The organism is Halomonas sp. JB37 (assembly GCF_002332255.1).
GTDB classification, from domain to species: Bacteria; Pseudomonadota; Gammaproteobacteria; order Pseudomonadales; family Halomonadaceae; genus Vreelandella; species Vreelandella casei.
Window position 1 is genome coordinate 377,208 of sequence record NZ_NRGW01000001.1, and the last position, 23,710, is coordinate 400,917.

Annotated in this window: 24 protein-coding genes; 19 read left to right on the plus strand and 5 right to left on the minus strand. The window is 53.2% G+C overall.

All coding sequences use genetic code 11. From position 1 onward, the window contains the following. Window positions 1-42 precede the first annotated feature (42 nt). The 5 genes from glyQ to gmhB all read left to right on the plus strand — a co-directional run bounded on the left by glyQ (window position 43) and on the right by gmhB (window position 4,831). Window positions 43-1,002: a glycine--tRNA ligase subunit alpha gene (gene glyQ, locus CIK78_RS01900; protein WP_096282227.1), complete on the plus strand. Its 960-nt coding sequence runs from the start codon at window positions 43-45 to the stop codon at window positions 1,000-1,002. Then, complete coding sequence (gene glyS / locus CIK78_RS01905) at window positions 1,003-3,069, plus strand: glycine--tRNA ligase subunit beta (RefSeq protein ID WP_096276675.1); 2,067 nt, start codon at window positions 1,003-1,005, stop codon at window positions 3,067-3,069. A 396-nt stretch (window positions 3,070-3,465) separates the two neighbouring features. After that, window positions 3,466-3,759 carry a hypothetical protein gene (locus CIK78_RS17980; protein WP_225734394.1) on the plus strand — a complete coding sequence of 98 codons (294 nt, stop codon included), beginning with the start codon at window positions 3,466-3,468 and terminating at the stop codon, window positions 3,757-3,759. A gap of 36 nt (window positions 3,760-3,795) precedes the next feature. Next, window positions 3,796-4,254 (plus strand): hypothetical protein, encoded by a 459-nt coding sequence (locus CIK78_RS17985; RefSeq protein WP_225734393.1) that lies wholly within the window; start codon window positions 3,796-3,798, stop codon window positions 4,252-4,254. 13 nt (window positions 4,255-4,267) lie between these two features. Next, a complete protein-coding gene (gmhB, locus tag CIK78_RS01915; protein ID WP_096276677.1) occupies window positions 4,268-4,831 on the plus strand; it encodes a D-glycero-beta-D-manno-heptose 1,7-bisphosphate 7-phosphatase in 564 nt (187 codons plus the stop codon). A gap of 130 nt (window positions 4,832-4,961) precedes the next feature. Here the strand turns inward: gmhB and gyrB are convergent, their stop codons facing one another. The 4 genes from gyrB to dnaA all read right to left on the minus strand — a co-directional run bounded on the left by gyrB (window position 4,962) and on the right by dnaA (window position 11,309). Then, the gene (gene gyrB, locus CIK78_RS01920; RefSeq protein WP_096276680.1) at window positions 4,962-7,382 is read right to left on the minus strand and encodes a DNA topoisomerase (ATP-hydrolyzing) subunit B; all 2,421 of its coding nucleotides are present in this window, start codon (window positions 7,380-7,382) and stop codon (window positions 4,962-4,964) included. 51 nt (window positions 7,383-7,433) lie between these two features. Further along, complete coding sequence (gene recF, locus CIK78_RS01925; protein WP_096276682.1) at window positions 7,434-8,537, minus strand: DNA replication/repair protein RecF; 1,104 nt, start codon at window positions 8,535-8,537, stop codon at window positions 7,434-7,436. Window positions 8,538-8,675: 138 nt separating this feature from the next. Continuing rightward, the gene (gene dnaN / locus CIK78_RS01930; protein ID WP_096276684.1) at window positions 8,676-9,779 is read right to left on the minus strand and encodes a DNA polymerase III subunit beta; all 1,104 of its coding nucleotides are present in this window, start codon (window positions 9,777-9,779) and stop codon (window positions 8,676-8,678) included. Between the two features lie 60 nt (window positions 9,780-9,839). Then, window positions 9,840-11,309 (minus strand): chromosomal replication initiator protein DnaA, encoded by a 1,470-nt coding sequence (dnaA, locus tag CIK78_RS01935; RefSeq protein ID WP_096276686.1) that lies wholly within the window; start codon window positions 11,307-11,309, stop codon window positions 9,840-9,842. Between the two features lie 534 nt (window positions 11,310-11,843). On the opposite strand from dnaA, the gene rpmH reads away from it, so the two are divergent. From rpmH to CIK78_RS02000, 14 genes are all read left to right on the plus strand, one after another. Beyond that, the gene (gene rpmH / locus CIK78_RS01940; RefSeq protein ID WP_008959105.1) at window positions 11,844-11,978 is read left to right on the plus strand and encodes a 50S ribosomal protein L34; all 135 of its coding nucleotides are present in this window, start codon (window positions 11,844-11,846) and stop codon (window positions 11,976-11,978) included. A gap of 13 nt (window positions 11,979-11,991) precedes the next feature. After that, window positions 11,992-12,384 (plus strand): ribonuclease P protein component, encoded by a 393-nt coding sequence (gene rnpA, locus CIK78_RS01945; protein ID WP_096276688.1) that lies wholly within the window; start codon window positions 11,992-11,994, stop codon window positions 12,382-12,384. Window positions 12,385-12,505: 121 nt separating this feature from the next. Beyond that, window positions 12,506-14,194: a membrane protein insertase YidC gene (gene yidC, locus CIK78_RS01950; RefSeq protein WP_096276691.1), complete on the plus strand. Its 1,689-nt coding sequence runs from the start codon at window positions 12,506-12,508 to the stop codon at window positions 14,192-14,194. Window positions 14,195-14,347: 153 nt separating this feature from the next. Then, the gene (mnmE, locus tag CIK78_RS01955) at window positions 14,348-15,718 is read left to right on the plus strand and encodes a tRNA uridine-5-carboxymethylaminomethyl(34) synthesis GTPase MnmE (RefSeq protein ID WP_096276693.1); all 1,371 of its coding nucleotides are present in this window, start codon (window positions 14,348-14,350) and stop codon (window positions 15,716-15,718) included. Between the two features lie 411 nt (window positions 15,719-16,129). Continuing rightward, entirely contained in the window at window positions 16,130-17,452 is a 1,323-nt protein-coding gene (locus CIK78_RS01960; RefSeq protein WP_096276695.1) for a tyrosine-type recombinase/integrase, read from the plus strand. Continuing rightward, window positions 17,452-18,066, plus strand: a complete 615-nt coding sequence (locus CIK78_RS01965; RefSeq protein WP_096276697.1) for a hypothetical protein — start codon at window positions 17,452-17,454, stop codon at window positions 18,064-18,066. The genes CIK78_RS01960 and CIK78_RS01965 overlap by 1 nt, the downstream gene beginning before the upstream one ends. 135 nt (window positions 18,067-18,201) lie before the next feature. Further along, window positions 18,202-18,411: an AlpA family transcriptional regulator gene (locus CIK78_RS01970; RefSeq protein WP_096276699.1), complete on the plus strand. Its 210-nt coding sequence runs from the start codon at window positions 18,202-18,204 to the stop codon at window positions 18,409-18,411. A 10-nt stretch (window positions 18,412-18,421) separates the two neighbouring features. Further along, window positions 18,422-18,742 carry a helix-turn-helix domain-containing protein gene (locus CIK78_RS01975; protein ID WP_217990261.1) on the plus strand — a complete coding sequence of 107 codons (321 nt, stop codon included), beginning with the start codon at window positions 18,422-18,424 and terminating at the stop codon, window positions 18,740-18,742. Then, window positions 18,735-21,239: a DUF3987 domain-containing protein gene (locus tag CIK78_RS01980; protein WP_176483347.1), complete on the plus strand. Its 2,505-nt coding sequence runs from the start codon at window positions 18,735-18,737 to the stop codon at window positions 21,237-21,239. Before CIK78_RS01975 ends, CIK78_RS01980 begins: the two co-directional genes overlap by 8 nt. Next, window positions 21,236-21,697, plus strand: a complete 462-nt coding sequence (locus tag CIK78_RS01985) for a hypothetical protein (protein ID WP_096276703.1) — start codon at window positions 21,236-21,238, stop codon at window positions 21,695-21,697. Before CIK78_RS01980 ends, CIK78_RS01985 begins: the two co-directional genes overlap by 4 nt. Further along, window positions 21,694-22,107 carry a DUF5681 domain-containing protein gene (locus CIK78_RS01990; RefSeq protein ID WP_096276705.1) on the plus strand — a complete coding sequence of 138 codons (414 nt, stop codon included), beginning with the start codon at window positions 21,694-21,696 and terminating at the stop codon, window positions 22,105-22,107. The genes CIK78_RS01985 and CIK78_RS01990 overlap by 4 nt, the downstream gene beginning before the upstream one ends. Next, on the plus strand, window positions 22,104-22,313 hold the full coding sequence (locus CIK78_RS01995) for a hypothetical protein (protein WP_096276707.1): 210 nt from the start codon (window positions 22,104-22,106) through the stop codon (window positions 22,311-22,313). The genes CIK78_RS01990 and CIK78_RS01995 overlap by 4 nt, the downstream gene beginning before the upstream one ends. After that, the gene (locus CIK78_RS17735) at window positions 22,310-22,489 is read left to right on the plus strand and encodes a hypothetical protein (protein WP_141393019.1); all 180 of its coding nucleotides are present in this window, start codon (window positions 22,310-22,312) and stop codon (window positions 22,487-22,489) included. Before CIK78_RS01995 ends, CIK78_RS17735 begins: the two co-directional genes overlap by 4 nt. Then, a complete protein-coding gene (locus CIK78_RS02000; RefSeq protein ID WP_096276709.1) occupies window positions 22,482-22,718 on the plus strand; it encodes a hypothetical protein in 237 nt (78 codons plus the stop codon). The genes CIK78_RS17735 and CIK78_RS02000 overlap by 8 nt, the downstream gene beginning before the upstream one ends. A gap of 113 nt (window positions 22,719-22,831) precedes the next feature. On the opposite strand, the gene rlmJ is transcribed toward CIK78_RS02000, so the two are convergent. Then, entirely contained in the window at window positions 22,832-23,674 is an 843-nt protein-coding gene (rlmJ, locus tag CIK78_RS02005; protein WP_096276711.1) for a 23S rRNA (adenine(2030)-N(6))-methyltransferase RlmJ, read from the minus strand. Between the last annotated feature and the right edge of the window lie 36 nt (window positions 23,675-23,710).

The following is a 23,710-nucleotide window of genomic DNA, read 5'->3' on the forward strand; positions in this document are numbered from 1 at the left end:
ACTTGACGCCTTATGAATTCATGGCCAACGGTGCTTTCCGCGATGAGTGTCTCGACAAACCAATCGACACCTGATGTGTCGACCTTTCAAGGCTTGATCCTTGCTCTGCAGCAGTACTGGGCAGAACAGGGTTGCGTCATTCTCCAGCCGCTCGATATGGAAGTCGGCGCAGGCACTTTCCACCCAGCGACGTTTCTGCGCGCCATTGGGCCAGAAACGTGGAATGCTGCCTACGTGCAACCTTCCCGACGCCCCACCGATGGTCGCTATGGCGAAAACCCTAACCGCCTGCAGCACTATTATCAGTTCCAAGTGGTGATGAAACCATCGCCAAGTAACTTCCAAGACCTTTATCTAGGCTCGCTCAAGCGGCTAGGCCTAGACCCGCTGGTTCACGATGTGCGCTTTGTAGAAGACAACTGGGAGTCTCCTACACTGGGCGCTTGGGGCCTTGGCTGGGAAATCTGGCTAAACGGTATGGAAGTTACGCAGTTTACCTACTTTCAGCAGGCAGGTGGCATTGAGTGCTACCCGGTCACCGGCGAGCTCACCTATGGGCTTGAGCGTATCGCCATGTACCTGCAAAACGTCGACAGCGTTTACGACCTTGTGTGGGCCACGGCTCCAGATGGTAGCAAGGTCACCTATGGCGACGTTTACTTGCAAAATGAGCGCGAACAATCCGCCTATAACTTTGAACATGCCGATGTCGATCAGCTATTTGCCTCCTTCGACCATCAGGAAAAAGAGTGCAGTAAACTGCTCGCAGCAAGCTTGCCCTTACCTGCCTACGAGCAGGTGCTGAAAGCATCGCATACGTTTAACCTATTGGACGCGCGTCACGCCATTTCGGTCACCGAACGTCAGCGCTTTATTTTACGCGTTCGGACCATGGCCCGTGATGTTGCCACCGCTTACTTTGAGTCGCGTAAGGCAGAAGGTTTCCCCATGGCGCCAGAAATACTTCGCCGCGAACTACTCGCCGACCAGGGAGACGATTAAATGGCTGTTAATACGCTCTTATTAGAACTGGGTGCTGAAGAGCTGCCGCCGAAAGCGTTGGACGCGCTGTCGGATGCCTTTGCCGCCGGCATTGAAAAAGGCCTACAGGAAGCCGACGTTCCCTTTGCCAGCGTTGCCGCTTTTGCGACACCGCGGCGCCTGGCAGTGCAGGTATTCGAGCTTGCGGACAAGCAGCCCGATCGCGACGTTGAACGGCGTGGCCCCGCTTTAGCAGCCGCCTTTAAAGATGGCGTTGCTACGAAAGCAGCCGAAGGTTTTGCCCGCTCCTGCGGCGTCACGGTGGACGATCTAATTCATTTAGACACCGATAAAGGCACCTGGCTGGCTTTTCGCGAGCAGCAGCAAGGCGAGTCGATTCAGGCACTGCTACCTGAGATTCTGCGCAAAACTATCAGCGCACTTCCGGTCCCTAAATATATGCGCTGGGGTGCGTCGCGCATTGAGTTTTCACGGCCCGTGCATTGGCTTTTAGCGCTTTACGGCAACGACGTTGTGGCCGTCGAAGTGCTTGGCTTGCAGGCCAGCCGCACGACCTTCGGTCACCGCTTTCATGCGCCGGACGCCATTCAGCTGGCGCATGCCGATGACTACGTCGCAAGCTTGGAAAATGCGTACGTGTTGGTAGACCGCGCGCAGCGCCGTGAGCGCATTCGCGAGCAGGTGTTGGCGGAAGCCGAAGTACAAGAAGCTAATGCCGTTATCGACGAAGATCTTCTCATAGAAGTAAGTGGTTTAGTCGAGTGGCCGGTAGCCCTCACCGGAAGCTTTGATGAGCGCTTCCTGGAAGTACCGGCTGAATGCCTGATTTCATCCATGAAGGCCAACCAAAAATATTTCCACCTTTTAGATGATGCCGCCAGGCTGAAACCGCTATTTATCACCATTGCCAATATCGACAGCGCGGATCCGGATCAGGTTATTTCTGGTAATGAAAAAGTGATTCGTCCGCGCTTAGCCGACGCCGCTTTTTTCTACGAAGTCGATCGCAAGCGGACCCTTGCCGCCAGGACGCCACTGCTGGAAAGCGTTATATTCCAAAAGCAGTTAGGCACCCTGGCCGACAAAGCGCGTCGCAGTACAGTTGTGGCGACCTTTATTGCAGAAAATATCAATGCGAACGTTGCTCATGCTCAGCGCGCCGTGGCGCTGGCCAAGTGCGACTTAGTCACCGAAATGGTGCTCGAATTCCCCGAGCTTCAGGGAATTATGGGGCGCTATTACGCTGAGTTAGATGGTGAGCCTGCCAACGTTTCTCAAGCACTTGAAGAGCAGTACTTACCGCGCTTTGCCACCGATGCAATCCCCCAAAGCGCAACCGGCAAGGCACTAGCTTTGGCTGACCGCCTGGACACCCTGGTCGGTATCTTTGGGATTGGTCAACGCCCCACTGGCGCAAAAGATCCCTTCGCTTTGCGTCGCGCCTCTATCGGCGTGCTTAATATTCTGGTTAAGGGCGAGCTTAATCTTGATCTGCGCGAGCTTCTTAACGTTGCCGCAGAACAGTACAAGAGCCTGCCTAAGGCAGACGGGCTTGTGGAGGATGTGCTGACTTATATGTTGGATCGTTTCCGCGCCTGGGGTCAGGATGAAGGCATTACTGCTGAAATGTATCTTGCTGTACGCGCACGCCCGGTGACGAACCCGCTTGATTTCGCTCGCCGCCTTCGCGCTGTTAAAGCCTTTGCTCAACGCGATGAAGCCGCAGCGCTGGCATCCGCCAATAAACGAGTTTCTAATATTTTGGCGAAGCAGGCCAATACCGATATCACTCAGGTGGACTCAACATTACTGGCAGAAGACGCTGAGAAAAAGCTGTTCCAAGCGGTAACGGCTAACCAAGCGCTGGTGGCTCCACTGTTTGCACTGGGTGACTACCAGAAAGCTCTCGATATACTGGCTACCCTTCGCGAGCCCGTGGATGCCTTCTTTGACCAGGTAATGGTCATGGCAGACGACCCTGCTATTCAGCGCAACCGGTTAGCGCTACTGGCTAGCCTGCAAGGTCTGTTTTTAGAGGTAGCCGATATCTCGCTACTGCCTCAATAAGCTTTTACACCACCCTCCTCTAACCGATGGCATCGCGCCATCGGTTTTTTTGTTTCACGTGAAACATTTTAATAATCCACAATGCCTTCAATACGAAGTTCCTCATGCAGTCAGGTGGAAACAATTACCTAAACTTATGTCTAATGATCTGTATCTAGCTTGGAACACTTTCAATGAACATATCTAGCAATGTCTCTCAAATGCTTGCATGAGGTGATATGGGTGGATAAACAAGCTTCAGACTTAATTACTCCACTGGTCAGCTTTTTTGTTTCCAGGTCAATTTATGAGTAATATAATCGATATTGATGAATCAAAACGTTTTATATAGATAAGTCGTTTTCGTGGCAGCAATTTATCCGACTTGTTTGACCGTTAGCCGCGAGGATCCAGCCCATGTATGATCTTTTTTTACTCGACTCTCTCCCACGCCAGCAGGCAACCATGGCGCCACATATGCTTAATGGCGATAAGCTGTGGCTAAAGCGGGCGGCAAAGCGCAACTCGCGCTGGGCTTATGCTCCGCTGAAATTATTGGCCGCGTGGCTCAAGCTAGATACGCTTAAACCTGTTCCTAACATAGGCGGTGAAGAGAGTATCCTCATTGAAGCTAACCGTATCGAAACCCTACAAAAGGCGGGTGTTGCGGTGCCGACTATTCTAGCGAAAACACCTCAGGCGCTGCTGTAGGCCGATGCGGGCACGCCAGAGCAACCCGCTGTCACATTGCTAGAGAAAATTAAAAGTACGAATGACGCTGCTCAAATTGATAAAATTTTAGCACTTAGCATTGAAGCGCTTAATAGCGTTCATCGTCGAGACTGCTACCTGAGCGAAGCCTTCGCACGCAATATTCTGATCACTGATGATAAAGCCGTTTTTATCGACTTTGAGACCGACCCTGGGCAGGTTCATGCACCGGTTGATTGCATGGTGCGCGACTGGTACTGCTTTACTTTTTCGCTATACGGCAAGCTGTATAAATCACCAACGCAGTACGAGCGTTTAACCCCGGCGCTAGTGGAGGGTTTGAAAAATGCGAAACAGGACGTACGCGAGCGCTTTTGCGAAACACTTCCTAAACTGCTTCACTTACGGCGCATACCCTTCAAATTCTTCGGTAGCGACGGACGTAAGTTAAGCGTTACCCTTCAGTCTCTTGCAGCACTCAATCAGCGCCTATGACGATGAGATTTCGATGCCGATATACCCTCAACAGCTGGTTATTCTTGACCGTGATGGCGTCATCAATCAGGACTCGGATGCTTACATCAAATCCCTAGATGAATGGATACCTTATCCTGATTCAATTGATGCCATCGCTCGTTTGTCGCAGTCGGGCTATATCGTAGCCATAGCCACTAACCAGTCGGGAATTGCGCGGGGGTATTATGATGAAGCCGTACTTACCGAAATGCACGCTCGTTTAACAACATTGGTAGAGACCGCAGGAGGCAGTATTGCGCACATTGCTTACTGCCCACATGGCCCCGACGATAATTGCACTTGCCGCAAGCCGCTGCCTGGACTGCTTCATGACATCCAGCGCGTATTAGGATTATCGAGCCTGTCCGGAAGCTGGATGGTGGGTGATAGCCTTCGCGACCTTCAAGCAGGCCACGCTTGTGGCTGTAGACTTGTACTCGTTAAAACGGGCAAAGGCGCACAAACCGCTCAAAAAGACCTAGGTCTCAATGACGCATTAATCTGTACTAATTTAAAAGACTTTGCAGACAAGCTTCTCGCTGGACGACTAGGTTAAAGCGCTTATTAATTGAAACCCGCTTGATACGCCAGCATTATACGCAAATGGTTAAAACGAAAAAATGCCGCGGGCTTTACCCAGCGGCATTTTTATTTTCATTGTCTCACGTGAAACAAGTCATACGCTTTTATACGTCGAGATTAGCCACTAAGGCATTTGTCTCGATGAATTCGCGACGAGGCTCTACATCATCACCCATCAGCGTATTAAACATCATATCTGCACCCACAGCGTCTTCAATGGTGACACGCAGCATACGACGGCTGTCAGGATCCATGGTGGTGTCCCAAAGCTGATCAGGGTTCATTTCGCCTAGCCCTTTATAGCGCTGCACGGAAAGCCCACGCTGGCCTTCTTGCATAAGCCATGCGAGGACTTCGGAAAAATGAGCTACGGGCTTCTGACGCTCTCCTCGAGCGATATAAGACCCTTCTTCGAGGAAACCATCCAACACTGCGCCAAGCTCAGCAATCCCGCGATAGTCGGCGCTTTCGAAGAAATCGAGCCCCCAAACATAGTCGGTAGTCACCCCGTGGGCGACTAGCGAGACTGTAGGTAAGTACAGTGCACGCTCTGTGTCCTCCTGAAGATGGAAGTGATACCGCGGCCCACCTTCATAGGCCACCATATCGTCCATTGTCTTCTGAAGCTCATCAATCCAGTTCTGCATGGTGACACGATCTTTAAGACTCGCCTCCCCTTTCAATGCCGACGTATGGATAATCTGTTTAAGCACTTCATTCGGATAAACGCGCGATAAGCGATCAATTCGCTTCATCACGGTGCGGTACTGGTTGACCAGCGATTCAAGCTGGGAGCCGCTAATACCCGGTGCATTGGCATTAACATGCAGGCCAGCGCCATCCAACGCTGTCGTGGTTAAGTAATCAACCATCGCCTGCTCATCTTTAAGATACAGCTCTTGCTTGCCGCGCTTAATTTTATAAAGCGGCGGCTGAGCAATAAAGATGTGGCCACGCTCTATTAATTCCGGCATTTGGCGGAAAAAGAAGGTCAGCAACAACGTACGAATATGCGAACCGTCAACGTCCGCATCCGTCATGATAATAACGGAGTGGTAACGCAGCTTATCGGGATTAAATTCTTCACGGCCTATACCACAGCCAAGCGCAGTGATTAAGGTGCCCACTTCAGCGGACGAGAGCATCTTATCAAAACGTGCTTTCTCAACGTTTAGGATTTTACCTTTAAGCGGCAAAATGGCCTGAGTACGGCGATCGCGCCCCTGCTTTGCACTACCACCTGCAGAATCACCCTCCACCAGGTAAAGCTCAGATTGGCTCGGATCTTTCTCTTGGCAGTCTGCAAGCTTACCGGGCAAGCCGGCGATATCTAGCGCGCCTTTGCGCCGCGTCATGTCTCGTGCTTTGCGCGCTGCTTCGCGCGCACGCGCCGCGTCTAACATCTTATTAACAATTGCTTTAGCTTCGTTGGGTTTTTCAACAAGGTATTCAGAAAACAGGCGGCTCATTTCTTGCTCAACCGCTGTTTTAACTTCGCTGGAAACCAACTTGTCTTTTGTCTGAGATGAAAACTTAGGGTCCGGCACTTTTACTGAGATAATCGCCGTTAATCCCTCACGGGCATCATCACCGGTGGTATTCACTTTGGCTTTTTTAAGCAGATTTTCGGCGTCGATGTAGTTATTTAACGTCCGCGTAAGGCCGGCACGAAACCCCGCCAAATGTGCGCCGCCATCCCGCTGAGGAATATTATTGGTGTAACAGAAAATATTTTCAGTGAAGGCTTCGCTCCACTGCATGGCCACCTCAACTTCAACGCCATCATCACGGATAGCATTAAAGTGGAACACCGGGTTAATCACATTCTTATTAGTGTTTAGGTGATCAACAAAGGCCTTTAAACCACCTTCGTAATGAAACAGCTCCTCTTTGCCGCTGCGCTCATCCAATAAGCGTATGGCAACGCCGGAATTCAAAAAGGAGAGTTCACGCAGGCGCTTGGCCAATATATCGAAATGGAACTCAATATTGCCAAACGTTTCTGGCGAGGGGCGGAAATGAACGCGCGTGCCGCTTTTTTCAGTTTTTCCAACCACGCCCAGTGGCGCCTGAGGAACACCGTGACGATACAACTGCTCAAACACTTCGCCTTGACGCCAGATGGTGAGGCGCAGCTCGGCAGAAAGCGCGTTAACAACTGAAACTCCTACGCCGTGTAGGCCGCCAGACACCTTGTAGGAGTTGTCATCAAATTTACCGCCCGCGTGCAGTACGGTCATGATAACTTCAGCGGCGGAAACCCCCTCACCCTCATGAAGCTCGGTAGGAACACCGCGACCGTTATCACTAACGGTGACCGACTCATCAGGATGAATGACAACGCGAATTTCGCTGCAGTGGCCCGCCAAAGCTTCATCGATGGAGTTATCCACCAACTCGAAGACCATATGGTGCAGACCGGTTCCATCGTCGGTGTCACCGATATACATACCTGGGCGCTTGCGTACTGCGTCCAGCCCTTTGAGCACCTTGATGCTTGATGAATCGTAAGCCTGCTCGCTCATTGACCACTCCGTCGTGAAGTCTGTCTCGTTCCGTATCGCCGATGTTTCTGCTTAGCTGTCCTGCACTAATTGGCTTAACCCATGTTCAGCATGTTTCACGTGAAACATTTTTACCGCTGTATCAGGAAGCCACGTGCGTCGTAAAGCAGAAGACTCGACGCTGGTAATAAAAGCTTGGCACTGCATATCTTCCAGTAGCTGACAAAACTGATAACGATTTTGTTCATCAAGTTCTGCAGGCAAATCATCGATAAGATAAATGCAGTGTCGCTGTGCTGTTCTTTCCAGAAACCGGCCTTGGGCAAGCTTCATGGCGCTGACCACTAACTTCTGCTGGCCTCTGGAAAGCACTTCAACAGCCGGCTGTTTATTCACTCTTATGCGTAAATCGGCACGCTGCGGACCTTGCTGGGTAAACCCCATCTGCTGATCGGTGGCGCGGCTATCATGCAGCACTGCCGAAAGAGACCTTTCTTTATCCCACCCTCTCGCGTAGCGAAGTGAGAGGCCGGGCAAAGGAAACAGCATTTTTAAGGTTTCTTCAAATACAGGTAGAAAATCGCTGAACCAGGCCCTTCGCAGCATATCCATTTGCTCACCCCAGTTGGCAAGTTCTTGCTCCCAAACAACCATTTCCTGGGGTTGTATTCTACCACGCCTAAGCAGTGCATTCCGATGTTTCAGCGCACGGCGGGTACGCTTCCATATTCCCAAAAAGTCGTGTTCCACGTGAAACACACCCCAATCCAGAAACTCACGCCGTCCTGCCGGTGACCCTTCCAGCAAACGAAACGCATCCGGATTAATAAGCTGCAGCGGCATGGCCTCAACCAAGGCTGCTAACCGAGCGTTCTTATCGCCCTTTAAGCGCAATTCTAGCTCTCTCTGGGCACGTAGACGGCGAACGCCTAGGGCAACCTCAGGCTCACCGCTTAGGCGCCCAAAGAGCGTCATGTGCGGCTGCTCAGATTGAATGGCATGCTTCAACTGACGAGTACGAAACGAACGTCCCATTCCTAGAATATGCACGCCTTCCAGCAGGCTGGTTTTACCACTGCCATTAGCACCACTAATAACGTTGATACGAGGCGATGGCGTCATCTCAACCGGTAGAAGGTTGCGCAAGCCATGGAAATTAAGCAGTGTTAGGCTCATTTCGTTATCGTCACTTCTAATATCTCTAGGCTAGGTAACCAGTAAGACTAATTAGGCCAGTAGCATTCAAAGAAGAAACGGCGCTTCTGCTATCAGAAGCGCCGCTCAATTCTTCACGTTATTCTATACGTAATATAATTACAGGCGCATAGGCATTACGACATAAAGCGCGTCACCGCCGCCCGGCTCTTCAAGCAGCGCACTGCTGTTTGGGTCAGCCAGCGTAATTTGCACCCGTTCTTGATTAAGCACCGTTAACACATCAACGAGATAGCCAACGTTGAAACCCACTTCCATTGCACCACCGTTATACTCAATGGCGATATTTTCTTCAGCTTCTTCCTGCTCAGGGTTATTGGCCATTACTTTAAGATTATTTTCCTCAAGGTAAAGGCGTACCCCGCGATACTTCTCATTCGACAGAATAGCCGTACGTGAAAGCATCTGGCGCAGCTCTGCACGCTCAGCTATCAACACTTTATCGCCATTGCGCGGTACTACACGCTCGTAATCCGGAAATTTACCGTCGATTAACTTAGAGGTAAACGTGAAATCACCTGTGTGTGCACGAACATGACTGGAGCCCAACGTTAGGCTTACCGGCTCATCGCTGTCGTCTAACAAGCGCGACAGCTCCAAGATGCCTTTACGCGGGACAATCAGCTTTTGCGACTGGCTTACAGAGACGTCGATTGGCCGAGAGCACATCGCCAAGCGGTGACCATCTGTGGCTACCGTTCGTAGCAAGTTACTTTGAATTTCCAGCAGCATGCCGTTGAGGTAATAGCGCACATCCTGCTGTGCCATGGCAAATGATGTGGCTTCAATCAGATGCTTTAAAATACCGCGAGGCACGCTAATTTCCTGGCTGCCGTCGGCATCTTCAATATTTGGAAACTCGGCTACCGGTAGTGTGGACAGCGTAAAACGCGAACGACCGCTGCGCAGTATAGCGCGGCCGTCTTCAACGCTAAGCTGAATGTCAGACTGATCGGGAAGAGATTTACAAATGTCCATCAGCTTACGAGCGGGCACCGTGGCGGCGCCCGGCTGATCAACTTGGCTTGCTACGGTACGCCCAACCAGCTCAACTTCTAAATCAGTACCGGTGAGTGAAACCTGATCGCCTTCTATCTGAATCAACACATTAGAAAGCACAGGTAGTGTTTGGCGACGCTCGACGACACCGGCGACCAGCGTCAGCGGACGTAGCAGCGCCTCTCGGGAAATCGAAAATTTCATCAATGCTCCGGTTCTATATCCTGAAAGACCTGCGCATCGCAGGTCCGTCCTATGGAATGATTAACTGGTCAACAGGCGCAGTAAATTCTTATAGTCCTCACGAATGTCCGCACTTTCTTCCTGCAACGATTTAACTTTTCGGCATGCGTGCAGCACCGTGGTGTGATCACGCCCACCAAAAGCGTCGCCAATCTCTGGCAAGCTATGATTGGTCAGCTCTTTAGCAAGCGCCATTGCCACCTGACGGGGGCGGGCAACGGAGCGTGAACGGCGCTTAGAAAGTAAGTCCGCCACCTTAATTTTGTAATACTCCGCCACCGTACGTTGAATATTATCAACGCCAACCTGTTTATCTTGAAGGGCTAACAGATCTTTTAATGACTCGCGAATAAAATCTTGGGTAATGGTTTTGCCCATGAAATGCGAATCAGCGATGACTTTTTTCAACGCGCCTTCCAATTCACGCACGTTAGAGCGAATTTTTTGAGCAATAAAGAACGCCGCATCGTGAGGCAAATCGACCTTAGCTTGATCAGCCTTCTTCATCAAAATGGCCACGCGTGTCTCAAGCTCCGGCGGCTCAATCGCCACCGTCAGCCCCCAGCCAAAGCGTGATTTCAGACGCTCTTCTACACCGCTAATCTCTTTCGGATAGCGATCAGAGGTCAGGATCATTTGCTGGCCGCCTTCCAAGAGTGCATTAAACGTATGGAAGAACTCTTCTTGTGAACGCTCTTTGCCGGCAAAAAACTGAATATCATCAATTAGTAAGGCATCAACGCTGCGATAAAAACGTTTAAAATCATTAATCGCATTAAGCTGTAATGCCTTCACCATATCGGCAACAAATCGCTCGGAATGCAGATATACAACGCGAGCATTTTCGCGCCGGGTCGCTAACGCATTGCCAACAGCATGCATCAAGTGAGTTTTACCAAGTCCCACTCCACCGTATAAAAACAGCGGGTTGTAGGCACCACCAGGGTTTTCAGACACTTGGCGCGACGCAGCGCGAGCCAGTTGGTTCGATTTACCTTCAACAAAGGTATCAAAGGTAAAATTAGGATTAAGTCCGCTACCATGTTTCAGGCTGCCCTCAACTTGTACCTGTCGCTCATTGGGGCGCCGCGTAGCCGCTTGCTGCTCACGCAATTTATCGATCTCACGCTCGTCGGCGGCATCTGCCCGCGATGACGTATGCACCGATGCCGAAGCAGGTCGCGATGGTGAAGCCGATATAGGATTACCTAAATCACGATGCTGAGGCGCCTGCGTAGCCGGGCGGCGACTACCTACCGTCAGGCTGACCTTAGGCGGTTTCGCGGGGGCTAGTTCACGCATCAGCTCACTTATCCGCTTGGCGTACTTATCGCTCACCCAATCACGCACAAAGCGATTCGGCGCCAATAAGCGCAGCTCGTTGGACTCTCCTTCCTCTGCCTGCAGCGGGCGTATCCAGGTATTGAACTGCTGTGAATTCAGTTCATCCTGCAGGTTGTCCAGGCACTGTTGCCAAAGCGTCAGTGACACTCATCTCACCATCGGTTGAAAACGGCCGACCATTGTAGCGCTCAAAGCTCCGGTTATCCACATGGGTTTAGGAACCCATATTGGCCTGTGGACAACTTGCAATAAGCCTGCGGGACAACCTCGGGAGGAAAGGGGGATAAATATGAATAATAACGTTTTCTTAAAGGTTATAAACATCTAACCAACATGTTTTAGACCGCTTATACGACACTTACACACAGATTTTTTATCATTATAACTTACTGAAATATGGATATTAAAATCACTTATCCACAAATAGTATCCCCACTATTAATAACAACAGGTTTAGAACTACTAACTAGTAATAATAGTGGTAGCGTCGATTGCCCAACAATATCCCAAAAGCAGCGCTGCAATCCCTCTGCAAGGCTTTTTATGCAAGGAAAAATTGCACCCGGCGTAGGAAGTCTCTACAATTTCCGGTCTTGAATTGAATCTCCCCGGCTAGTTCCTCACTGGACCGGGCTTTTTGGAATTCACTTTCCGTCCTAAACCACGTGGGAATAACGAGTTATGAAACGCACTTTTCAACCTAGCGTTCTCAAGCGCAAGCGCGCGCATGGCTTCCGTGCTCGTATGGCAACCAAAAACGGTCGCGCCGTCCTAGCACGCCGCCGTGCCAAAGGCCGCAAGCGTCTGAGCGCCTGATTTCGGATTGCGTGTGCCGCAGCAAGGCTTTCCCCGGCAATTACGGTTACTAAATGCTGGGGACTTCAGTCACGTGTTTGAACAGGCCGACTTAAAAGTGCATGGCAAAGGTATGATGGCGTTAGTTCGCTTTAGTACTCGGGGTTACCCTCGCCTTGGACTGATAGTTAGCAAAAAAAATGTTAAACGCGCCGTAGACCGCAACCGTTTCAAGCGTCTCGTACGAGAATCCGTACGCCTTCGCCAAGACCATTTACCCTCTGTGGATATTGTGGTTCTTGCGCGGCGGGGTGTGCAGGATATCGATAACGACACCTTACATCGCCAGTTATACGGCATGTGGAAGCGACTCCAGCGTGACGCGCAGGCGGTGATAGCAGAACCAACGCCAGAGCGTAACACGTGACATTTGGTGCACACTTCGCCGCTCGACCTCGGCCTGCCCCCCGGCAGGCTTTCGTGTGTCAAGGGGCAAGTAAATGACACTGCGCCACTAGTATGTTCACCACCCAGCGGGCAGAACCCTCATGGACGTAAAACGACTTTTATTACTGATTCCACTAGCCGTACTAGCCTATTTGTTAGTCGTCCAGTGGAATCAGGATTACGGGCAGCCAAATTATGATTCGGCTCCTGAAATGACGCAACGCAGCAACTCGGCGGTGCCTAGCAATGTCGAAACTGACGATGGCTTAGCCGTTCCCAGCAGTTCTCCGCAGCAAGACCCGGTTGGAGAAGGAATCGCGAGCAGTACTGAAAGCGAGTCATCAAGCCGCGATTTTATTGCCGTCACGACCGACGTTCTTGATGTGCGTATCGATCCCCACGGTGGCGATATTGTTTATGCTGCTTTACCACAGCACAAGCAATCACTCGATTCAGAGCGCAACTACGTGCTGCTATCGGATAACAACAGCCGTAGCTATGTCGCACGCTCAGGGCTGCAGCTCGACGGTCAAGCTAGCCGCATCGCGTTCACTCCCGAAAATTCTGAGTATCGTTTAGGCGATAACGATGATGAGCTAAGCGTTAATCTAACCGCTGACGTTAACGGCGTTGAGATCATTAAACGCCTTACCTTTGACCGCGGCAGCTATGCGGTCAACGTCAATTACTACCTAGCTAACAATACCGATGCGCCCGTTACTGCGCGGTTTATTGGTCAGTTGGCACGAGATAATAGCCCCGACCCTTCCAGCGGCGTCTCAATGGGTATGAAGTCCTACTTGGGCGCAGCTTACTCAACGCCAGATGCTCGCTACGAGAAAATCAATTTTGAAGATATTCAAAATCGTGAGTTTGAAAACCGTGAAGCGCAGGGTGGCTGGATTGCTATTATTCAGCACTACTTTGTATCCGCATGGGCACCGCAGCAGGATCAGCAGAACCTGTTTTACGTCACCAGCGATTCCAGTAATCGCAACGTCGTCGCCTTTGCCGGCCCCACAAGCAATATTGCAGCAGAGGGTGAAGCTACTCTGGGCGCAACGCTGTACATGGGACCGAAGGTTCAGGACTACCTAGAACAGGTCGCTCCCAACCTGCAATTAACCGTGGATTATGGCTGGCTTTGGTTTATCGCTAACCCGCTGTTCTGGCTGCTGGATCATATCCATGAAATCGTTGGTAACTGGGGTTGGTCGATTGTTCTGCTAACCGTGCTGGTTAAGACCGTGCTGTTCCCGCTGTCTGCCAAGGCTTACAAGTCTATGGGCCGGATGCGTAAGCTTGGTCCGGAAATGCAGCGTCTAAAAGAGATGTATGGCGACGATCGTCAAAAAATGTCTCAAGAGATGATGAAGTTCTATCAGAAAGAGAAGATCAATCCGCTGGGCGGCTGTTTGCCTATCGTGATCCAGATGCCGGTCTTCATCGCTCTTTACTGGATGCTGCTAGAATCGGTTGAATTGCGCCATGCGCCGTTTATGTTCTGGATTCAAGATCTATCGATGAAGGATCCTTACTTCATCCTGCCGATCATTATGGGCATCTCGATGTTCGTTCAGCAGATGTTGAACCCGACGCCTCCGGACCCCATGCAGGCGAAGATTATGAAGATGCTACCCATCATCTTTACCTTCTTCTTCCTGTGGTTCCCAGCGGGTCTGGTCATCTACTGGGTGGTCAACAACATCATTTCGGTGGCGCAGCAGTACTACATTACGCGCAAAATCGAAAATGACCCGAGTATCGGCAAAGGCATGAGAACTAAGTAGTTAAAGAGACAGTGATTTACCGCTGTAATCTGCGCCTTCAGACCCCCGCCCCGTGCGGGGGTCTGGCGTTTTAAGACCAATAAATTCACACTAGTTGTGATCAATACTGGAACGATCCATTATTATTTCAGCCCACTGTTAAAGAGAGCCACCATGGCCGAACGCCTCTACACTCCTGACACCATCACGGCACTGGCGACTCCTCCTGGACGCGGTGGCGTCGGTATTATACGAGTCTCCGGCCCCGCCTGCCGCGAGATCGCCCAAGCTATGATTGGGCACTGCCCAGCACCAAGGTACGCCCATTACGGCCCCTTTCAGGGCGCTGAAGGCACTATTGATGAAGGTATCGCGCTACTTTTTAATGGCCCTTATTCTTTTACCGGTGAAGACGTACTCGAGCTTCAGGGGCACGGCGGCCCGATTATCATGGATATGCTGCTGGAACGTTGCATAGCATTAGGTGCTCGTTTAGCGCGACCAGGTGAGTTTTCCGAACGGGCTTTTTTGAACGATAAGCTGGATCTTGCCCAAGCAGAAGCCATTGCCGATCTGATTGATGCAACCTCACGCTCGGCGGCAGAAAACGCCGTTCGCTCGCTGCAAGGCGAGTTTTCAAAGCGGATCTCCGCGCTAGTGGAGCGCCTTATCGAGCTACGTGTTTATGTCGAAGCGGCCATTGATTTTCCAGAAGAAGAAATCGATTTTCTTGCCGATGGCCATGTGGCACAACATTTAAGCAGCGTACAGCAGGCGCTTAGCGATGTGCGTCAAGCCGCGGGGCAAGGTGCGCTGTTGCGCGAAGGTATGAGTGTGGTGATCGCAGGACGTCCTAATGCCGGCAAATCCAGCCTACTTAATGCGCTTACCGAGCAGGATACCGCCATCGTTACCGATATCGCCGGAACGACCCGCGACGTGCTGCGTGAGCATATTCATATCGATGGCATGCCGCTGCATATCATCGATACGGCCGGGCTACGCGATACCCCCGATGCGGTTGAAAAAATCGGCGTCGCTCGCGCCTGGGACGAAATAGAAAAGGCTGACCGGGTGCTGCTGCTAGTCGATGCCACGACCACCGATTCAATCGATCCAATGGAGATTTGGCCAGAGTTCGTGGCACGCCTACCGGATCAGCAGCGCCTAACCTTAGTCCGTAATAAGATAGACACCAGCGCTGAGCAGCCGTGTTTAGACCTATCCACAGGCACACCAATCGTGCGGCTATCTGTCAAAACGGGGGTGGGTGTGGATAACTTAAAGGCGCACTTGAAGGAGGTAATGGGCTTTGCCGCTACCACCGAAGGTCGCTTTTCTGCTCGTCGACGGCACCTGGATGCGCTTGACCGCGCCATGACAGCGCTCGATACCGGCCGTGCTCAGCTTGATGGCTATGGCGCAGGAGAGCTGCTGGCTGAAGACTTACGTGACGCCCAGCAGGCATTAGGCGAGATCACCGGCGAATTCAGCGCCGATGACCTACTCGGCGAGATTTTCGGCAGCTTCTGTATCGGAAAATAAACACCCTTCCTGAGCGTTCCGCCATATTCCACCAAACCCCCTCAAGCCAGCGTCATTGCTGGCTTTTTTGTCTGTCGCTGTCTATCATGTTCCGCATGAAGCCGCTTTAATGTGTGCCCTGATGTGTGCCCTTTACGGAATTTGGTGTGCCCTTTTGTTCTGGTGTGTGCCCTTCACTATCCACTGATAAGGGCGTTATCAGGGGGTAATCCGGGAATATTTAGGGCACACATGTGGGCACACTAAGGCAGTAAATAACGCACAACCTACTGGAACTAAAGCGTTAAGGCGGATGTGTGCCCATCACACAAATGCCAAGGGTAGGGGTGCCCCAAATGCGGCCTTCCCCCCCCAATCTGGGCGGTTTGCTACAGCTACAGTTGCTACTTTTGCTACAGATGAGGGCATGACATGGCGCTAACAGATGCGAAATTGCGAAAGCTGAAACCTGATGCCAAGGCGTATCAAGCATCGGACGAGGGCGGGCTGTTCCTGCTGGTGCAACCCGGCGGGCGGAAGTCATGGAAGCTGCGCTACCGGATGGGTGGGCGTAATGCCAAGCAAGAGAAAGCGACCCTCGGCGACTACCCCACCTATTCCCTGGCTGATGCCCGATCCTGGCGCGATGACTGCAAGGCGCTGATAGGGCGCGGGCTGTCCCCTATGGCGCTGCGGCGTGGCGATCCGATACCGGATGACGCGACCCCGGCGACAAAGGAGCTGTCAGAACTTTTCATCCGTCATTGGTGCGTGGCCGCCATCGAGAGGGCGCGGCAACAAGAGGCCGAAGCAAAGGCCAGCAACACGGTGGAAGCCTTCGCATGGGAATGGTTCCAGAAGATTGCAGAACCTGCGAACAGCAACCCCCGCAACATCAAGCGCGTTCTGGATAAGGACATCATCCCCGCCATAGGTGGCAAGGCGCTGGATGAAGTGACCGTCACGGATGTTCTGGCAATCACGGACAAGATAAAGAATCGTGGTTCCGACCAGATGGCACTTCAAACCCGCAACATCCTGAAGCGGCTGTTTTCCTACGCCATTGCGCGGGAGAAGATGACCAGCAACCCGGCGGCAGCCATCGAAGCAAAGTACATTGCCACAGCCAAAAGCCGCGATGTTGCGTTATCGTCGGATGAAGTCGGGAGGCTGTTGAGGGCAATCTATCAATCCAGCATGAACCGTTCCCACAAGCTGGCGCTGCACCTGTTAATCCTGTGCATGGTGCGCAAGTCGGAAATGATCGAAGCCCGGTGGGAAGAGATAGACCTTGCTAAGGCGGAATGGTTTATCCCCGGCGAGCGCATGAAGATGGATCATCCGCACTTTGTTCCGCTGTCACGGCAGGCCATTGCCATGCTGGAGGAATTGAAGGGGCTTTCAAGTGGTTCTGAATGGGTTTTCCCCAGCCGTAACACACTGAGCAAGCCCATATCTAAAACCACCCTGAACAGCGCTGTGCGTTCGCTGGAACATGATGTGCGGGATTTTGTTATCCACGACTTCCGGCGCACGGCATCAACCCATCTGCATGAAGCGGGCTTCAATTCCGACTGGATCGAGAAGGCGCTTGCCCACGAAACCAAGGGCATTCGAGGCGTTTACAACCGAGCGCAATACGCTGACCAGCGCCGGGAAATGTTGCAATGGTGGGCTGACTTTGTGGATAGCCAGATAGACGAAGGGCGCAAGGTAATTATCGGACGCTTTGGTAAAGCGTATCAGGCGGGGTGATGGAAATGGAAAAGAAAATTATTGGCCTATTGAAAGAAAGAGCAGCGCCGGGCGCTGTCACTGAGGAAACAATTTCAAATATCGCCACCGGTCTGGCTGAAAAAATAAGCCAGTTGGAAAGTGTGCTGCGCGATAGTGATATGACCGTCAAGACGTATGAAAGGGAGCTTCACAAAAATAACCTGAAAAAAGTGGATGATGCCTTCAAACATGCACACGCATTGCGAGAAAGTTGTTATAGCAATGAGGGCATGAGGGCTGAACTGAATAAGTTTCTGTGGGAAATGGACGCACTTAAGAAGTGCATGCAAGCAACACGCTCAACATCACAAGGGAAGCTTCCGAAAGCTGCACGGCTTTATCTTTGTGTTGAAATCATCGTGGCGTGGAAGCTGATAAAAAATACCGACAAGATCCCCCAACGGCAAAAGAACAAAGAACAAGATCCAGTTGGTGAGTTTCACTATTTTATTAAGGCACTACTTACGGCAGCTGGCGGCCATGTGGCAAACGCCAGTGTTGACGAGCTGCACAAGGATATTCTGGAAACCGCCAAGGAGCTGGGCCGGTTAAAGGAAAAGGCCGACAATCCTAAAATAACTTTTTTGGACTAATCCCTTTCCCCGCCTAACTCTGGGGGAAAATAGTAGGCCAAGCTACCAAAAACCCCCACGTCACACCGCAAATCTAACCCCCTATTGTGCCAGTTAAGGCGGAGCTGTTCCGTCGTAAGCTAAGGAGCATTTAGCATGACTGCACAAGCCCAAACAGCGCTTATTATTCTGCGGCGCAAACAAGTGGAAGCCCGTACCGGGCTGGCACGATCCACCATCTATCAACACGTTCGAGCAGGCACTTTTCCTGCACCCATAAGCCTTGGTGCTAAATCTGTCGGATGGCTGTCAACAGAAGTTGATGCGTGGATTGAAGCGCGCATTGGCGATAGCCGAAAGGCTTGAGGGGGCAACCATGAGAAAAGAAAAAGCCCCTATGACGGGGCGGGAAGATTGTTTGGCTGGCACCGATAATTTTACCGCAACCCGCAAACACCAATCCAGAGCTGCGCAACGAGCAGCATTACTTAATTGGCTTAAATATCACCAGCGAATCACCACCCTGCAAGCTCGCAATGAACTGGGAATTATGCACCCGGCAGGACGCATAAAGGAGCTTAAAGACGCTGGCAACGACATTGCCACCCATTGGCAGTGGGAAGCAGACGCGACCGGAAAGAAACACAGGCAAGGGCTTTATGTGTTGCTGTCCGGCAAAGGGGGGCGGTATGAATGATTTTGACCGTATCGGCACTGCCCTGAACTTTGTCCCAGCGGATGACCGGGAAACCTGGCTGCGCATGGGCATGGCGATCAAGTCAGAACTGGGTGATTCCGGCTTTGACCTGTGGGATGGCTGGAGCCAGCAAGCGGAGTCCTACAAAATCGGCGATGCACGGGGCGTATGGCGAAGCATCAAGCCTGACGGTGGTGTAACCATCGGCACCCTGTTCCATGAGGCTAGGGCCTGCGGCTGGCAGGACGATAACACCTATCAGCGCCCAACCCCGGAAGAGCTGGAAGAGCGCCAGCGCAAAGCAGCGGAGCGGGCGGCCCGTGAGCAAGAAACCATTCAGCGCGAACGCCAAGAGGCGGCCAGCAAGGCGGCGGCGATCCTGAAGGCAGCGACACCCGCACAAGCGGATCATCCCTATCTGGTACGCAAGCAAGTAGCGCCAGCGGACATCCTGCGGGAGATTGACGCCAGCGCGGCGGCTTCGCTTCTGGGCTATCAACCGAAGTCCGGCGGCGAGCCGCTGACCGGGCGCTTACTGGTGGTGCCCGTCAAACAGGGTGGCAACCTTTCAACCCTGGAATTGATCGACGGTGACGGACGCAAGACGGCGCTGGCAGGGCGTGGCACCAAGGCCGGTGGCTACTGGGCAACGGAGCGCCTACCGGGCGGCAACGGCCAAGGTGTGACCCTGTTGATAGGCGAGGGGGTGGCAACCGTTCTATCAGCCAGTGAGGCGACCGGGAACCCGGCGATTGCGGCGCTGTCGTCGGGCAATATGCCGGTGGTGGCAAAAGCCATGCGGGAGCACCACCCGGCGGCGGAACTGGTGATCCTGGCGGATGTGCTGAAGACAGACGGCAAGCCTGATCCCCATGCCATCGAGGCGGCGCAATCCGTAGGCGGGAAACTGGCGGTGCCGGAATTTGGCGCTGACCGTGACCCCGGCATGACCGACTTCAACGATATGGCTGTGAGCATCGGCAAAGGCACGGTGAAGCGCACCATTCAGAGCGCCAGCGCTGCGGGCACCCTATGGCCGACCCCCCAGCCCCTGACCGCCAGCCATGCGCCTGAGCCTTACCCCTTAGACGCATTGCCCGACACAGTACGGGCGGCGGTGGAAGAGGTGGCAGGCTTTGTGAAGGCACCCTTGCCCATGGTGGCATCATCGGCACTGGCGGCGCTGTCGCTGGCGATTCAAGCCCATGTGGACGTGAAGCGGGCGGAAAAACTGCACGGGCCTGCCGGGCTGTTCCTGCTGACCATTGCCGATTCAGGCGAGCGCAAAAGCACCTGTGACGGCTTTTTCACCAAGGCCATTCGAGACTATGAGGCAGAGCAGACAGAAGCCGCCAAGCCGGTTCTGAAGCGTTACAAGGCTGATATTGAGGCATGGGAAGCCAAGCGATCCGGCATCAAGGACAAAATCCGCCACCTTGCAAAGGACAGCAAGCCCACGGATGGCATGGAGTCAGCATTGCGCGAACTGGAGCAAGACAAACCAGAGCTGCCAAGAGTCCCCCGGCTGATATACGCGGACGCCACCCCCGAGGCGCTGGCGCATGGACTGGCGAAGCAATGGCCTTCCGGCGGCGTGGTATCGGCTGAGGCGGGCATTGTGTTTGGTTCCCATGGCATGGGCAAGGATAGCGTCATGCGCAATCTGGCAACGCTGAACCAGTTGTGGGATGGCACCAGCCTGACCATTGACCGGCGCACCAGCGAATCATTCACGGTACAGGGTGCACGGCTGACGGTGGCCTTGCAGGTGCAGGAACCCACCCTGCGGGAATTTTTCAGCAAGTCGGGAGCGCTGGCGCGTGGTACGGGCTTTCTGGCGCGGTTTCTGGTGGCGTGGCCTGCATCAACCCAAGGTTCCCGACCATTCACCGAAGCCCCTGCAAGCTGGCCTGCCCTAGAGACCTTCAATCGGCGATTGGCTGCGATACTCAACCAGCCCGAACCGATAGACGATGACGGTGCACTGACCCCGGCCATGCTGTCACTGTCCGCCGAAGCCAAGCGGGCATGGGTGGAGTATCACGACGCCATCGAGCGGGAGCTTGTCAGCGGTGGCGAACTTTTCGATGTTCGGGACGTGGCATCAAAGAGCGCGGATAACGCGGCAAGGCTGGCGGCACTGTTCCAGATGTTTGAGCACGGCACGGGCGCTGTCAATCTGGATTGCTTTGAGAGCGCCAGCCGGATCACGGCATGGCACCTGAGCGAAGCGCGGCGCTTCTTTGGTGAACTTGCCTTGCCACCAGAGCTTGCCGACGCGGCGCGGCTGGATAGCTGGCTGATCGAGTATTGCCAGCGGGAGCGCGTGGAAACCGTCAACAAGCGTTACCTGCGCCAGCATGGGCCGGTTCGGGATGGGGCGCGGCTGGATAGCGCCATCATGGAGCTGGCAGAGCTTGACCGGCTGCGACTGCGCAAGGACGGACGGCGCATTGACGTGGCGGTGAACCCGGCCTTGCTGGAGGTGCCCGCATGACGTTATCCGCACTGATCCAAAAACGGGAGAATGCTACAGCTACAGTTGCTACACCTGCTGCACATAACCTGAACAAGGCAGGAGCTGTAGCAAAAGTAGCAAGTGTAGCCGTAGCAACCCAGCTATTCCCAGAAGAGGAAACGGCTATCCGGGCATGGCTGGCGCATATCGAGGAAACCTACCCGGTCACTATTGCCGATGTTCTAGCAAAGTGTGCGGCCAATCCTGATGCGCGGGCTTATTGTCTGGAGCAAGCACGGCAGATACCACCCCCACTAGAACCCGATTACACGGCCACCTGTGGAACCTGTACGCACTTCCAGCGGATCGACCACCCCAACCTTGGGCATTGCGCCCAAGGAGAGCCTGAAGCCATTGCAGGGCTTTGGGACACTGACCGGCGGTGGTGCCGATCATTTAAGCAAGCACCTGATAAGCAGGAGGACAGCAGGCCATGAGCACACCAGTACGAACCAAGCGCGGCACCTTTGCCCCTGGCACCAGCGGCAACCCATCCGGGCGGCCTAAGTCTGAACATACAATCCTGCGCCAGAAGCTGGCAGCCCATGGCGAAGAGGTGGCGGCGGTGGTGGTGGAAGCGGCGTTACAGGGTGACATCCAAGCCGCCAAGATTGTTCTGGAACGGCTGTGCCCACCCCTGAAACCCAGCACGGCACCTGTCACCATCGAACTTCCAGAGAACCCCGGCATTGCCGACACGGCACGGGCGATCATCGAGCACGCGGCACAAGGCCAGATTGCCCCAGACGTGGCGGGGCAGTTGGTTCAGTCAGTGGCGGCACTGGCCCGCGTGGTGGAGATTGACGAACTGGAACGACGGCTGACAGCGCTGGAGGAAAAGCAATGAAGCGGGACTACCTGAAGCGCATTGCTGAGCTGGAGCAGTTGCAGGGCAGCCAGCCAATCACAGCGGCCACGTATCGGGATGTTTATACCAATGCAGGTATAGACGTGCCTGAGCCGCTTCCCGATGAAGACCCCGAAGAATATATAAACCGCCTCCCGGGCGATGCGCAATTGAAGCTACTGGCGTTTTACGGGGTGGAGCTATGAAACGAACACAAGAACGGCTAGCAGCGCTTGAACAAGCGACACCCGTAGCGGGTGCGGCAATGTGCCTGGAACGCTTATACGACCCAGAGCACCCGACGCCGTGCGACTGCCCACAAACTGAACAGGGTGGACTAGATGCGTTTTACGCCACTGTGGAGAAAAGCACGCATGAATAAAGAAACAGAAAGGCGTCTGGCGGCGCTGGAGAGGGAAGTGGAAAGCCAGCAGCATCGCGTGACGCGTATCGAGATTGTGTGTGCTGAAACTGGAGAGGTTGCCGCTGTCATTCACGTAGGCGGACAGCCAGACCAAGAAGGCGTCATGCAGGCGCTGGAGTACAAGCACAAAACCCAGCCAGCGCGTACACTGCGAGCGCGGGAACAGGGCACCGGCCAAGAGGGGTAACTTTCAAATGTGTGCCCTGATGTGTGCCCTTCTGGAGCCGTCCCGATCCGTGAAGCCAGTACCCGTAAGGCTTGCGGACGTTTTTCTAATTTCTGTATCGATAGCAAAGGCAGCTACTCTTGTACCCACCAATCTGCCTTATAGCGGCTGCTGGAGCCTAGTAGCGGCGTTATCTCCGCCATTGCCGCCGCTAGCTGCTGATCTAATCCCCAGGGTGGATTAATCACTAGCATGCCACTGCCATACATACCGTGAACTTGCTCGGCTGGGGCGCGCAATAGCAGCTCGCTGCGCCAGATTTTGCGCACTCCACGCGCCTTTAGCGTATCTAGTAACGCGTGATGGTGGCCTGCCGGTAGCAATGGATACCAGATTAATATCACGCCATGGCGCACTTTTTCCAAGGCGTGTACCACCGTCTCAGCGACCTCTTGATACTCCACTTTGCGCTCATAGCTTGGGTCGATAAGCACGCACAGTCGCGGCGTTCTCACCGGCAGCATATCTGTTAATCCCACTAGACCATCACCAAAAACGCGCTGTGCGTTAGGCGATAATACCTGGGCATTAAGCTCCTTGTGCTCTCCGGGATGGAGTTCAAACAGACGCAGCTTATCCTGCTCACGTAGCACATTACTCATCCACCAGGGTGAACCCGGATAATGCGTTAACGTGGCTGCGTCCGGCTGGGCACTTCTCAGCACCTCTTTCCATGCGCCCAAGAGCGGGGCGCTGGACTTAGGCTGCTGCCAAAGTGGCCAAATACCCTCGCGGTACTCTTGCAAGCGTTGGCTCTCTTGCCCACTAAGGGGATAAAGGCCGCGCCCTGCATGAGTATCAACATATGTAACGGCAGATTCTTTACGTAATAAATAATCGGTCACCGCATACAGGGTAAGATGCTTATGAACATCGGCAAAGTTACCGGCATGGTAGGCATGTTGATATGACAGCATGGGGACTCGTCAGCAGATGAATAAAAAAGCCCGCTA